Origin of the sequence: Pseudomonas sp. TH21 (genome assembly GCF_016651025.1) — a bacterium.
Lineage (GTDB): Bacteria > Pseudomonadota > Gammaproteobacteria > Pseudomonadales > Pseudomonadaceae > Aquipseudomonas > Aquipseudomonas aylmerensis.
Genome location: NZ_JAEKEQ010000001.1, coordinates 4,381,104 through 4,394,044, shown reverse-complemented (window position 1 = coordinate 4,394,044; position 12,941 = coordinate 4,381,104). Strand labels below are relative to the sequence as shown.

The 12,941-nt window shown below is 63.2% G+C and carries 10 protein-coding genes; 7 read left to right on the top strand and 3 right to left on the bottom strand.

Going from position 1 to position 12,941, the window contains the following annotated elements:
• Positions 1 to 74: 74 nt before the first annotated feature.
• From JFU04_RS19250 to JFU04_RS19240, 3 genes are read right to left on the bottom strand one after another with little or no spacing between them, the layout of a single operon-like run.
• Entirely contained in the window at positions 75 to 941 is an 867-nt protein-coding gene (locus JFU04_RS19250) for a sulfurtransferase (protein ID WP_242485919.1), read from the bottom strand.
• Between the two features lie 2 nt (positions 942 to 943).
• Positions 944 to 2,047: a phosphotransferase enzyme family protein gene (locus tag JFU04_RS19245; RefSeq protein ID WP_201145398.1), complete on the bottom strand. Its 1,104-nt coding sequence runs from the start codon at positions 2,045 to 2,047 to the stop codon at positions 944 to 946.
• Positions 2,044 to 2,964, bottom strand: a complete 921-nt coding sequence (locus tag JFU04_RS19240; RefSeq protein ID WP_106803242.1) for an ABC transporter substrate-binding protein — start codon at positions 2,962 to 2,964, stop codon at positions 2,044 to 2,046. The genes JFU04_RS19245 and JFU04_RS19240 overlap by 4 nt, the downstream gene beginning before the upstream one ends.
• A 972-nt stretch (positions 2,965 to 3,936) precedes the next feature.
• Between JFU04_RS19240 and JFU04_RS19235 the strand changes: the two genes are divergently transcribed.
• From JFU04_RS19235 to JFU04_RS19205, 7 genes are all read left to right on the top strand, one after another.
• Positions 3,937 to 4,887 carry a LysR family transcriptional regulator gene (locus tag JFU04_RS19235; RefSeq protein ID WP_120449130.1) on the top strand — a complete coding sequence of 317 codons (951 nt, stop codon included), beginning with the start codon at positions 3,937 to 3,939 and terminating at the stop codon, positions 4,885 to 4,887.
• Between the two features lie 222 nt (positions 4,888 to 5,109).
• The gene (locus JFU04_RS19230) at positions 5,110 to 7,608 is read left to right on the top strand and encodes a TonB-dependent receptor plug domain-containing protein (protein ID WP_106803244.1); all 2,499 of its coding nucleotides are present in this window, start codon (positions 5,110 to 5,112) and stop codon (positions 7,606 to 7,608) included.
• Between the two features lie 45 nt (positions 7,609 to 7,653).
• Positions 7,654 to 9,114: an FAD-dependent oxidoreductase gene (locus tag JFU04_RS19225; protein WP_106803245.1), complete on the top strand. Its 1,461-nt coding sequence runs from the start codon at positions 7,654 to 7,656 to the stop codon at positions 9,112 to 9,114.
• Entirely contained in the window at positions 9,111 to 10,085 is a 975-nt protein-coding gene (locus tag JFU04_RS19220; RefSeq protein ID WP_106803246.1) for an ABC transporter permease, read from the top strand. The genes JFU04_RS19225 and JFU04_RS19220 overlap by 4 nt, the downstream gene beginning before the upstream one ends.
• The gene (locus tag JFU04_RS19215) at positions 10,082 to 10,966 is read left to right on the top strand and encodes an ABC transporter permease (RefSeq protein ID WP_106803247.1); all 885 of its coding nucleotides are present in this window, start codon (positions 10,082 to 10,084) and stop codon (positions 10,964 to 10,966) included. The genes JFU04_RS19220 and JFU04_RS19215 overlap by 4 nt, the downstream gene beginning before the upstream one ends.
• Positions 10,963 to 11,961: an ABC transporter ATP-binding protein gene (locus tag JFU04_RS19210; protein WP_120449129.1), complete on the top strand. Its 999-nt coding sequence runs from the start codon at positions 10,963 to 10,965 to the stop codon at positions 11,959 to 11,961. The genes JFU04_RS19215 and JFU04_RS19210 overlap by 4 nt, the downstream gene beginning before the upstream one ends.
• Positions 11,951 to 12,937, top strand: coding sequence for an ABC transporter ATP-binding protein (locus JFU04_RS19205; RefSeq protein ID WP_106803249.1), 987 nt, complete (start codon positions 11,951 to 11,953; stop codon positions 12,935 to 12,937). Before JFU04_RS19210 ends, JFU04_RS19205 begins: the two co-directional genes overlap by 11 nt.
• Positions 12,938 to 12,941 lie beyond the last annotated feature (4 nt).

The window sequence follows — 12,941 nt, the reverse complement described above, 5'->3', positions numbered from 1 at the left end:
AAAGGCTGCCCAGCGCTGCGCAACGAACGGGTTGCCAGTACGAAATGAAAAAGCCGAGTTCGCCGAAAGTGGCGTCAGGCCGGAGCTGCTCCGGTAGTCATTGGTAAACGTGCGTCGGCGGCCCATTCCTGCAGGGAACCGTCGTAGAGGGCGATGTCCTGGCGACCCAGCAGGGTCAGGGCCAGGGCGTTGGCGGCGGCCGAGATGCCGCCGCCGCAATACAGCACCAGTGGGCCTTCGCTGTGCAGCAGCGTGGGGCCGATGGCCAGGGCCAGGGCATCCTTGGGCAGGTAGCGGCCGTGGGCGTCGAACAGGTTGCGCGCCGGCAGATTGCGACTGCCGGGGATGTGCCCGCGTCGGGCGTAGCGGGTGGGCGCGGTGCCTTCGAACAACGCCGCGCCAAGGGCACAGATCAACACGCCGGGTGCTTGCCCGGCGACGATGGCTTCAACGCCGCGGCGGTCAATCCACAGCCCGGCACGCGGGTTGATTGCCATGGGTTGCACCGGCATGACCGGCTCGGCTGGGCCGTTGTGTTCCGGCAAACCGGCGGCACGCCAGGCGTTGAACCCGCCATCGAGTACCTGGGCGTCGATGCCTGCGCCGCGCAGCATCCACCACAGGCGAGCGGCCCAGAAACCATCGGCACGGTCGTAGATAACCAGGGTTTTCCCTTGGCCGGCGCCGAGCTTGGCCAAACTGTTTACCAGCGCTTCAGGCGTTGGCAGGGCGAAGCTGAAACTGGCATGGGTGTCGGCCAAGTCAGTCACTAGATCCGCGTGTCGAGCGCCTGGAATATGCGCCTGCAACCAGCCGTCTTCGCCGCTTTGGACGCGGTAATCGCCATCGAACGCCGGCGACGGCAATACCACCGTGGCATCCAGTATCACCAGCGTGGGATCAGCCCGATGCGCGTGCAGCCACTGAGTATCGACCAGCATGCTCATACGCTTTTACGCCGGATATGGCCAAGCAACCGTTGCCCCTCGGCACCGGCGAACCAGCGCAGATGACCGAGCAGGTAGGCGTAATAGGCGATATCGGCGCTGGCGGTGGAGCCCACCACATCCTGGTAATACGCCACCTCGGACAGGGCGAAATCCACGTGCACCAGCGGCAACAGGGCGCTGAGGGTGAGCAGGTCGCGGGTGCTCAATGGGCGTACTTGGTGATACCCGGCGAGCAGGGCATCCACGCTGTCGAGATCGGCGCGCGCTACGCCACCCGTATCAAGGTCCAGCCAGGGCACGGCGTTGCGTTCGATGGCAGTGGCGAGGTCGAAGAGGGCGAAAGTGCGGTCGGCCAGGCCGAAATCCAGCACGCTGGAAACGCTGCCGTCGGCGTTCCACAGCAGGTTGGAGGCGTGCCAGTCGTTGTGGGTCCACAGTGGCGGTTGCTCACGCAACAGCGGATGCAGTTCTGCGTGCCACGGCAACAGCAACTCGCCGAGTTGAGTGCGCCACTCCTTGTCGGCGAGGTAGGGGCTGCTGATGCCTTCCAGCGGGTTTGATTGTTCAATCAACCGTGCGTTGGCCAGCAGCACCGGGGTCTGGCGTTGAGGGGCGTCGTAGGCTTCGGCCGCCAGGTGCAGACGGGCCAACGCCTGGCCTGCGGCGAGCGCATGCCGGGTATTTTGAAACGGCGACCACGACAGCGCATCGCGGTACAAGTCCAGGCCCTCGGCAACGTGGTGCACTTCATACGTCCACTCACCTTGCCCCGTCGCCGTGGCGCCATGCTGGTTCGATACCACTGCCGCCACCTGTGCGCCCTGGCGATGCAGATGGGCGATCAGGCGATGCTCTTCTTTCAGCCACGCCGCTTGGCGCACCTGTTGGTGATGGCGTTTGACGAACAGCGTGCCAGCGCCGGTGGTGATCAACCCCGCGGCGGAAAACGGCCGTGGACTGTGCCAATGCAGGCTGTGCAAGGGGCCCAGTTGGGGGTAGTCAACCAGCAGCTGCTCGATGTCGGCTTCATGCAGGGCCGGCCAGTCGGCGGCGACCGGCTCCAGCCCCAGGCCGTGGGCGGTGCGTTGGGGGGTCATGCGCTTACCTCTGGCAGGTAGGCGTTGCTGGTCGCGCCTTGCCAGACCTGCGGGTTGTCGAGCACGGCATGCTCGTGCAACCACTCGGCGTAGGTTTGCAGAAGCGCCTGGCGTTGCTCGCCCCAGCGGCCTCTGTGCAACCACGTCGGGGCGATTTTATGCAGCGAGGCGCTCAACAGTTCAGCGGGGAAATACGGCGTGGTGTGTTCGTAGGCGGTGAGCGCGATTGACGGATCTTGCGCCACGGCCAAGTAACCTTTTGCGGTGGCCGCGAGGAAATCACGCACCAGGTCGGGCTTGTCGGCCAGGGTGCGCTCATGGGCGCCGAGCAGGTAGCTGTGATAGGCCGGTGCGCCGATCTCATCCACCGGCAACACGACGCGACGCTCGGCGTCGATGGGGCTGTGCATCAGCGCTTCCCAGGCCCAGTAGCCGCCGAAGCTGGCATCGGCAATACCCTCGGCAAGTTGCTCGGGCCGCAGTTCGCGCACGCCGCTGTCCACCAGGATCACGCCGTCCGGATCACCGCCATCGCGGCTGACCAAATGACGCACCATGGCCAGGCCGCGTGGCGTCGGGTTGAGCGCCAGGCGTTTGCCCACCAGGTCGCGGGGGCGGCGGATGCCGGAGTCGGTGAGGGTCTGGATCGACTCCAGGCCTGCGTGGTTGATGGCGGCGATGCCTTGCAGCGCCTGGCCCAGGCCACGGCGTACGAGAAGGCGGTTGCTGGGGAAGATGCCGAAGTCTGCGGCGCCGGTCAGCAGGTGTTGCAGGGTGTCGCCGTGGTAGGGGTCGTGGACGACCAGTTCTACATCCAGGCCGAGTTCTTCGTACCAGCCGCGTTCGCGTGCCAGGTACAGACCGGCCGAGTTTGGCCAGGGGTGGAAGTACTCCAGCATTACCTTTACCGACACCATCGTTTGCTACTCCAGCGCAACGTTCTTTGATGGGGGCGATTTATAAGGGAGTGATCTGGTATATACCAATATCGGTTGGTGCTATGGATATAACTGGGTGGGGGTTGGGTTTGAGTTTGAGTACATATCCGTTGCTGCGGTAACGGCCACTTAGGGTTCCGCTCTTACAGCGGCTTACTTTTGGAAAGGCCCAAAAGTAAGCAAAAGGCCTTCGCCCCAACACTCGGCACCTCGCCTAGGCTCGGTGTGCCCTCACTCCGGCTTTGGAGCGTGTTTGACGGGGCGCTTCTAGATCAAAAGCAAGAGCGCGGCGGCCTTAGAGCCGACCGGGTTTTCAGTTGGAGTGAGTTCAAATGTGGGAGCTGGCTTGCCCGCGATGCAGGCAACTCGGTACATCAGGCATACCCAGTTGATGCCATCGCAGGCAAGCCAGCTCCCACAGAAAAGCTGATTTCACAGGGTAAGGAAGCCGGACACGGTCAAAAATGTGGGAGCGGGCTTGCTCGCGAATGCGGTGGATCAGCAATGAATTTGTTGACTGACACACCGCATTCGCGAGCAAGCCCGCTCCCACATTTGGATCTCCACTTTTCAGGCAGAAAGCGGTGTGCTCTGGCTCTGTTTTTGATCTTGATCTTGATCCTAGGCGCCCCGTTAAACCACGCTGGCCGAACGCAGGCTTGAATCCGTGGGTAACCCGGCAGGACGCCGGGTTAGCCGCGCTGGGCCAGGGATGGCCCATCGCGGCGGCCCACGGATTCAAGCCGGAGTTGAGGGCATGTCGAGCCTAGGCGAGACACCGAGTGGTGGGGCAAGAGCCCTTTGCTTACTTTGGGGCTTTTCCAAAGTGAGCCGCCGTAAGGGCGGAACCATAATCAGCCGTTACCTAACCAACGGATATGCCCCCATACAGACCGATCAACCCCCGCTGTGTACACTCCACCGCCATCATTCACTTCAAAGGAGAGTCCGGTGGACCTACGCCAGTTGGAAGCATTCGCCGCCGTCATGTCGGCAGGCAGTGTCACCGGAGCCGGGCAGATGCTCGGTCGCTCACAACCCACCGTGACGCGCCTGATCCAGGAGCTTGAGCAAGAACTGGGCTTCGCCTTGTTCGAACGCAGCGGCCCCAAAGTCACCCCCACGCAAAAAGCCTTCAAGCTCTCGGCCGAAGTCGACAGTGCCTTGCAAGGGGTTCGCCATGTTCAGCAGCGCGCCTTGAACATCGCCCGCGACGAAAACCTCAGCCTGCGCGTGGTCGCAACTCCCGCCTTGGCTGCCGGTTTGCTGCCTCCGGCGATTGCACGTTTGCCAGCGCAACTGCGCCCGCAGCAATTGCAGATCCAGAGCCTCACCCCCGAAGGCGTGGTGCAGGCCGTGCTGGCCAAGACCGTCGACCTCGGCGTGGTCAGCCTGCCGTTGGAGCATCGCGGCCTGGAGGTGCATTGGATCGGCGAGGCGTCTTGCGTTGCGGTACTGGCGCACGACTCACCCTTGGCGAGCGAGTCGGTGCTGAGCATGGAGACGCTGGCGCAGCACACGCTGATTAGTATTTCCAACCCGTTCCGTTTTCGCCGTCGCATCAACAAGGCTTTTGAAAACATGGGTGCCGAGCCCCAGCACATCCTCGAAACCAACACTTCGCTGACCGCCATGCAAATGGCCCGCGCCGGTCTTGGGGTAGCGTTGGTGGACCCGTTCACCGCATTCGGCGTGCCGCTCGATGGCGTGGTCGTGCGGCCGATTGAAAGCACCATCCCGTTTTTCTTCGGTCTGATTTCGGCCTTTGCCAGCCCGTTGTCGGACGTGGCCAGTGCGTTGATCGACACCCTGCAAGCCTCGTCCCAGGAGTTGCTGCCGGGCATGATCATCCACCCGGCCAACCGTCATGACGCCTTGATGCAGCGCATCTACGCCAGCTGACCCTTATATAAATTTTGGAATATGCATAGCTCTATTAATTAGTAGATGGAATAAGTGATGCCCTTTAGTATTCATTTACCGCATTCAGTGCGCTAATGAATAACGAAAACGAATAGATGGCTGTTCACCCAGCCACCTTGCTTCGCGGACATCCAGCCGACCTCGGCAAATCGCCGCACGACCAGCAACACCCTTTTTGGCGATTTTCCGGGGAGTACCCAGATGCAAAACAGCTTTTCTTCGACTGCATTATTTTCACCGGCAGCCTTTGCGCTGACCGGCCTGTGCCTGGCGTCCGCGCCGTTGATGGCAGAGGAAGACCAAGACACCGAACGCAAGAAAGCCGAGCCGGTGATGCAGACCGTGGTCTCGGTCGGTAACCGTGGCAACCAGCGCACCGTGGCGCAAAGCGCCGTTCCGATTGATGTGATCGGTGGCGATGACCTGCAAAAGCAGGGCGGTAGCACGGCGCTGCGGGATGCCCTTGAGCATCTGCTGCCGTCCTTCAACGTGGCCAAGGTCACCGGCGGCGCCTACAGCAACGTGGCGCGGGCTGCCGGTTTGCGTGGCCTCGGCGGTGGCTATGTGTTGGTGTTGGTCAATGGCAAGCGTCGCCATGGCGGCTCGGTGGCCTCGGAAAACTCGGTACTGGTGGAAGGCTGGAACCCGGCTGACCTGGACCTGATTCCCATCAGCGCCATCGACCGCGTTGAAGTATTGCGTGACGGCGCCGCTGCCCAATACGGTTCGGATGCGATTGCCGGGGTGATCAATATCATCCTCAAGTCCGACAGCAGCGGCGGCAGTTCCAGCACCATGGCCGGGCGCCGTTCGCATTACGCCAGTGGCGTCGGCTCCAATGGCGAGACGTACCAGCAAACGCTCAATTACGGCCTGCCGCTGCCCAACGACGGTTTCTTCAACTTCGCCCTCGACGCCAAGAAGCAGGACAGCACCAAGCGTTCCGGCGTGGCCACCGGCGCGTTTTACTACCCGGTCAACGGCCAACCCGACCCGCGTGAGAACACCGTGGAAAAACGCAGCTTCGGTGGCGGCCTGCCTGAGATCAAGCAGATCAACGTGTCGTATAACGCTGAGTTGCCGCTCAATGATGCGACCTCGCTGTACTCGTTCAGCACCTTGGGCAAGCAGAACGCACTGGTCTCCATCGGTTTCCGTCGGCCCAACTCCAACACCATCATCAACGAGTTGTACCCGGACGGTATCGCCCCGGATTTCACCTTTGAAAGTCTCGACTACCAGAGCACGTTCGGTGCTCGTGGCGATGACCTGGCGGGCTGGGGCTGGGACCTCAGCACCTCCTATGGCGCCAACCGCCAGAAGCAGATGACCGAGAACAACCTCAACCCGTCCCTCGGCACCGCAAGCCCCACCGATTTCACCTTGCAGACCAACACGTTTACCCAGTGGACCACCAACCTGGACCTCAACCGCAAGCTCGATATCGGCACACGCAACCCGCTGAACTTCGCCACCGGCCTTGAGTACCGTTTCGAGCAGTACCGCACCGAATCCGGTGATGCGGACTCCTACCGTAACGGCAACTATCGCTACCCGGTCGGCCACCCGCGCGCAGGCCAGTTGGCCGCCATTGGCGCCTTGGGCAACTACCTGTTGCTGCCGGAAGACGAAGTGAACCTGCGCCGCAGTGACTCGGCGGCGTATGTCGACCTGGGCCTGGATGTCACTGATAAATGGTTCGTCGGCGCTGCCGGGCGTTTCGAACACTACACCGACAGCTCGGGCAATACCTGGACCGGCAAGCTCTCGACCCGCTATGCCTTCACGCCGGAAATCGCCGCACGCGGCGCCCTCAGCACCGGCTTCGTGGCACCGTCGATGGTGCAACAGGGCTACGCCAAGACCGGCTTGGGCCGCCGCACCGTGGGCAACACCACCCAGGACATCATGATCAAACGCGTGCAGACCACCTCGGCGATTGGCAAGGCGTTGGGCGCCGAAGACCTGGAACCCGTGAAGTCGCAAAGCGTGTCCGCCGGCCTGACGTGGACGCCGGTCAAAGACTTGAACGTGGCACTGGACGCCTACGTGATCGACCTGCAGGACCGTATCGCGCTGATCAGCCCGCTGTCGGGCGCCGCCGTCGACCGGATCCTTGCCGCCAATGGTTTTTCCCATGTACAGCAAGTGCAGTACTACGCGAATGCCTTCGACACCCGCACCAAGGGCCTCGACCTGGTGGCCGATTACACCCAGTACCTGGACCGCTTCGGTCGCCTGCGCTGGAACGTCGGCGCCAACTGGAACAAGGCGACCATCACTGACCTCAAGGCCAACCCATCGCAGCTGCAAAGCCTTGGCCTGCAACGCTTCGAACGCACCGAACTGGGCGGCATCACCGACCTGACCCCCAAGAGCAAGTACATCGTTGGCCTCAACTGGCAGGTCAACGATTGGGACGTGGGCGTGCGCACCACCCGCTACGGCAAGGTCAAGCGGCTGGGCAGCGGCACCACCGGCGTGGATGAAACGTTCAGCGCCAAGTGGATCACCGATGTCGACGTGACCTATGCCCTGACCGACAACGTGCGGGTCTCCCTGGGCGCCGACAACCTGTTCAACATTTACCCCGACAAGCACACCGTGACCGATGTCTCCGGCGGTTCCTACTACTCGTCGATCTCGCCATTCGGTTCTTACGGGGCGTTCTACTACAGCCGCCTGAACATCGACTTTTAACCCTTGCGGGCCGCGTGCCCGCTCACTTGATCGAGTACCCCAACGATGCCGCACACCACCGCACCCATCGGTCTACCCGCCCTCGAAGCGCGCCTGCGCGAGGACCTGGAGTGGCTCGATCTTCCTGCCCAGCCTTGGGTCAAACCGCGCCAGCTGGACGGTCAGCCGCTGCTTGAAGTGGCGGTGATCGGCGGCGGTATGGCGGGCATGGCGGTGGCCGCCGAACTCGGCCATCTGGGTGTGCGGGCGGTGGTATTCGACCAGGCGCCACAAGGTTTTGAAGGGCCGTGGGCAACCACGGCGCGCATGCAAACCCTGCGCTCGCCCAAGCAGTTGAGCGGGCCGGCGCTGGGCTTGCCGGCGCTGACGTTTCGCGCATGGTTCCAGGCGCAGTTTGGCCTGGAAGCCTGGGATGCGCTGGACAAGATCCCGCGCCTGCAATGGGCGGATTACCTGCGTTGGTATCGCCAGGTGCTGCGCCTGGATGTGCGCAACAGACACCGGGTCACCCGTGTGCAACCGCAGGCGGATGGGCGTGTTGAATTGCACGTGGATGCACACGGCCAGGCCCAGGTGTTCTCTGCGCGCCACGTGGTACTCGCGACGGGGCGTGATGGGTTGGGCGGCCCGTGGGTGCCCGAGTTGGCGCGCCAGTTACCCAGCGAATACTGGGCGCACTCGGCCGATGGCTTGCAGGATGAGTGGTTCGTCGGCAAGCGCGTCGCAGTGATCGGCGGCGGCGCATCAGCGATGGACGCAGCGGGCACGGCACTCGAAGCCGGTGCGCTCAACGTCGACCTGCTGGTGCGGCGCAAGGACCTGCCGCGCATCAACAAGGGCAAGGGCGCTGGCAGCCCGGGCATGACTCACGGCTACTGGCGCCTGTCAGACGATTGGAAGTGGAGCATCCGCCACTACCTGAACCTGCAACAGGTGCCGCCCCCTCACGGCAGCACCCTGCGCGTTTCGCGCCACGCGAATGCTCGGTTCTTGCTCGACAGCCCGATTGAATCGGTGGCGGTGCAAGCCGATGGCAGCCTGTTACTGCACACGCCTTCCGCACAACTGCGCTACGACTTTCTGGTGTTTGCAACCGGCTTTCGCAGCAACTTTGCGCTGCGCCCGGAGTTCTCGCCGTTTGCCCCGCATATCAAACTCTGGCGCGACCGCTTCACCGCACCCGCCGGCCAGGAAGACCAAGAACTCTCGCAACTGCCGGACCTCGGCCCGTTGTTCGAATTCCAGCCCCGCAACGCCGATGCCTGTCCAGGCCTTGAGCGCGTGCACTGCTTCAGCTACCCGGCAGCACTGACCTACGGCGGTGTTTCCGGCGATATCCCGGCCATCAGCGAAGGCGCCAAGCGCATGGCCCAGGGCCTGGCCGGGCAGTTGTTCAACGACGATGTCGCGATGCACTTCCAGGCCATGCAAACCTACGCTGAGCCGGAGCTGCAAGGTGATGAATGGCAGGTTGGCAGCCTGCGCACCGAGGAGTTGCGTACATGAGCCTGTGGTTGCTGCGGCGCGTGGGCCAGGCCGTGCTGGTGATGTTGCTGATGACGGTGATCGTGTTCGTCGGTCTCAACGCCATCGGCAACCCGGTGGACATTTTGATCGGCGAAGACCTCAACCAGGCCGAACGCGTGCAAGCCATTGCCCGCCTGGGCCTGGACCAGCCGCTGTGGCAGCAATACATCACATTCCTCAATGGCGCGACGCATGGGCATTTGGGCAAGAGTTTCGTGCACCACGAAGACGCCTTGCAGCTGATCTTGCAGCGTTTGCCGGCGACCTTTGAGCTGGCGTTCAGCGCGTTGCTCATGGCGATTGTGATCGGTGTACCGCTGGGTCTGTTCGCCGGGTTGTACCCGGACCACTTCGCCTCGCGGCTGATGATGACCGGCAGCATTGTCGGCTTTTCGCTGCCGTCGTTCTGGGTCGCGCTGATGTTGATCATGCTGTTCTCGGTGCACCTGGGTTGGCTGCCCGCCAGTGGCCGTGGTGCCACCCGCGAATGGCTGGGCATTCAGTGGTCGTGGCTGACCCTCGACGGCTGGCAGCACCTGCTGTTGCCGGCGTTGAACCTCGCGCTGTTCAAAATCTCTCTGGTGCTGCGCCTGACCCGCGCCGGCGTGCGCGAGATCTTGCCCCAGGATTTCGTCAAGTTCGCTCGGGCCAAGGGCCTGTCACCGCTGCGAGTGACCCTTATGCATGTGTTGCGTAACACCCTGATCCCGCTGGTGACGGTGCTCGGCCTGGAGCTGGGCTCGACCATCGCCTACGCGGTGGTCACCGAAAGCATCTTTGCCTGGCCCGGCGCCGGCAAGCTGATCCTCGACAGCATCAACACCCTCGACCGCCCCGTGGTGGTGGCGTACCTGATGGTGGTCGTGGTGATTTTCGTCAGCCTCAACCTGCTGGTGGACGTGCTGTACCGCCTGCTTGACCCGCGTGTACGCCTGGAAGGTGCGCAATGATCCGCGTGGAATCGTTGTGGCAACGCGGTGTGCTGGATTTTCTGCGTTCGCCCATGGCCATTGTCGGCCTGCTGATCCTGGCAGTGATCGTGTTGGCGGCGCTGTTCGCACCGTGGATCACCCCGCAGAACCCTTACGACCTGATGCAACTGGATGTGCTCGACGCCCGCCTGGCTCCCGGCGCCACCAGCGGCGAAGGGCACTACACCTACTGGCTGGGCACCGATGGCCAGGGCCGCGACCTGTACTCGGCGATCGTCTACGGGCTGCGTATCAGCCTGTTGGTGGGGGTCGGTTCGGCGTTGATCGCGGCGGTGATCGGCACCTTGGTCGGGCTGGTCTCGGCGTATGCCGGCGGCTGGGTCGATGCATTGCTGATGCGCCTGGTGGATTTGCTGCTGTCGTTCCCCGGCATCCTGATGGCGCTGATGATCCTGGCGTGGCTGGGCAAAGGCGTGGGCAATGTGGTGCTGACGTTGGTGGTGCTGGAATGGGCGTATTACGCCCGCACCGCCCGTGGCCAGGCATTGGTGGAAAGCCGCCGCGAGTACGTCGAGGCGGCGCGCGGGCAGGGCATCAGCCGCTGGCGCATCCTGGTCGGGCACATCCTGCCCAACTGCCTGCCGCCGTTGATTGTGATCGGCGCGTTGCAGATTGCTCGTGCGATTACGCTGGAGGCGACCTTGTCATTCCTTGGCCTGGGCGTGCCGATTACCGAGCCGTCGCTGGGCCTGCTGATCGCCAACGGTTTCCAGTTCATGCTCGGCGATGAGTACTGGATCAGCGTGTTTCCCGGCCTGGCCCTGTTGCTCACTATCGTCGCGATCAACCTGGTGGGTGATCGCCTGCGAGACGTGCTCAACCCGAGGTTGCAACGATGAAGGCACTCGAAAACGCCGTGTTACCGGCGACGCTTGAAGTGCGCAACCTGTGCACCTCGTTCCATACCCGCGACGGGATTTTACCGGCGGTGCGTGACGTGTCCCTGCGTTTGCAACCGGGGCGCATCCTTGGGCTGGTGGGGGAGTCGGGCTCGGGTAAATCCGTCACCGGTTTCTCCATCCTGGGGCTGGTGGACGCGCCGGGCCGTATCAGCGGCGGCGAGATTCTGTTCCAGGGGCGCGACCTGGTGAAGCTGCGCCCGGCCCAGTTGCGCCAGCTGCAAGGCAATCGCATCGCGATGATCTTCCAGGACCCGATGATGACCCTCAACCCGGTGCTGCGCATCGACACGCAGATGATCGAAGCGGTGCGTGCCCACAACCCGATGAGTCAGCGCGAGGCACGTCAACATGCCTGCGACACCTTGGCGTCGATGGGCATCGCCAGCCCCGAAGAACGCCTGCGTGCCTATCCGCACCAACTGTCCGGCGGCATGCGCCAACGGGTGGCGATTGCCATTGCGTTGTTGCACCGCCCCGACCTGATCATCGCCGACGAACCGACCACGGCACTGGACGTGACCATCCAGGCGCAGATCCTCGGCGAAGTGCAAAAGCTGGTGCGCGAACAAGGCACTGCGCTGATCTGGATCACCCACGACCTGTCGGTGGTCGCCGGCCTCGCCGACGACGTGGCGGTGATGTACGCCGGGCGCATTGTGGAGCAAGGCCGTGTGGACGACGTGCTCGACCGGCCGTTGCATCCGTACACCCAAGGCTTGATCGACAGCCTGCCGAGTCGCAACCAACGCGGCCAGCGCCTGCGGCAGATTCCGGGCATGGCCCCGGACTTGCGGTCGATGCCTCCCGGCTGTGCGTTTGCCGAGCGTTGCAGCCGTGTCAGCAGTGCGTGTATCGAGCAACCGCAGCCTCTTGAAATCGAACCGGGTCGCAGCGTGCGTTGCTTCCATCCTGGAGTTGCCCATGGCGAATGAATCCGTGCCGTTGATCGAGTTACACCAGGTCAGCAAACAGTTTGGCCAGGCGCCGGGTGGCGTGCTGCAACGCCTGGGGCTGAGCAAACCGCGGCCGCTGACGCGTGCGGTGGACGGCGTTGACCTGCGCATTGCCAAGGGCGAAGTGGTGGGTTTGGTGGGGGAGTCCGGCTGCGGTAAATCCACCCTCGGGCGCATGGTCGCCGGCCTGCTGCCGACGTCCAGCGGCAACGTGACGCTGGACGGTCAGCCTATGCAGACGTTGAGTGCGGCGCAAAAGCTCAAGGTGCAGATGATCTTCCAGGACCCTTATGCGAGCCTCAATCCTCGGCTGCGGGTCGACCGAATCGTTGGCGAAGGTGCGTTGCGCCAGGGCCTTACCGACCGTGCAGGCTTTGACGATTACGTCAGCGCGCAACTGCGCCGTGCAGGCTTGAGCCCCGAGTTGCGCCAACGTTACCCGCACCAGTTCAGCGGCGGTCAACGCCAGCGCATCGGCATCGCCCGCGCCCTGGCGGTGCAGCCGCAACTGCTGGTGTGCGATGAGTCGGTGGCGGCGCTGGATGTGTCGATCCAGGCGCAGATCCTTAACCTGTTCATGGACCTGCGCGAACAGCTGGGGCTGACCTACCTGTTTATCAGTCATGACTTGGGCGTGGTCGAGCACCTGTGCGACCGCGTGGTGGTGATGTACCTGGGACGGGTGGTGGAGTCGGCCACCGTGGACGAATTGTTCGCCCGCGCCAACCACCCGTATACCCAGGCGCTGCTGGCGCAGATCCCCAAGTTCGAGCTGCGGCGCAGCCAATACCAGGCGATTCGCGGCGAAATCCCCAGCCCCTTGAACCCGCCTTCCGGCTGCCATTTCCACCCGCGTTGCCCGCATGCCACGGCGCGTTGCCGTGAAGAAATCCCGCTGCTCAAAGAAGTGTCGCCCGACCACTTGAGCGCTTGCCACCTCAACCTTGCCTCTTAGGAAT

Coding starts and splice junctions, on each gene's coding strand:
- JFU04_RS19250 (WP_242485919.1), bottom strand. CDS start 941: ATGCTGGTCGATACTCAGTGGCTGCACGCGCATCGGGCTGATCCCACG.
- JFU04_RS19245 (WP_201145398.1), bottom strand. CDS start 2,047: ATGACCCCCCAACGCACCGCCCACGGCCTGGGGCTGGAGCCGGTCGCC.
- JFU04_RS19240 (WP_106803242.1), bottom strand. CDS start 2,964: ATGGTGTCGGTAAAGGTAATGCTGGAGTACTTCCACCCCTGGCCAAAC.
- JFU04_RS19230 (WP_106803244.1), top strand. CDS start 5,110: ATGCAAAACAGCTTTTCTTCGACTGCATTATTTTCACCGGCAGCCTTT.
- JFU04_RS19225 (WP_106803245.1), top strand. CDS start 7,654: ATGCCGCACACCACCGCACCCATCGGTCTACCCGCCCTCGAAGCGCGC.
- JFU04_RS19220 (WP_106803246.1), top strand. CDS start 9,111: ATGAGCCTGTGGTTGCTGCGGCGCGTGGGCCAGGCCGTGCTGGTGATG.
- JFU04_RS19215 (WP_106803247.1), top strand. CDS start 10,082: ATGATCCGCGTGGAATCGTTGTGGCAACGCGGTGTGCTGGATTTTCTG.
- JFU04_RS19210 (WP_120449129.1), top strand. CDS start 10,963: ATGAAGGCACTCGAAAACGCCGTGTTACCGGCGACGCTTGAAGTGCGC.
- JFU04_RS19205 (WP_106803249.1), top strand. CDS start 11,951: ATGGCGAATGAATCCGTGCCGTTGATCGAGTTACACCAGGTCAGCAAA.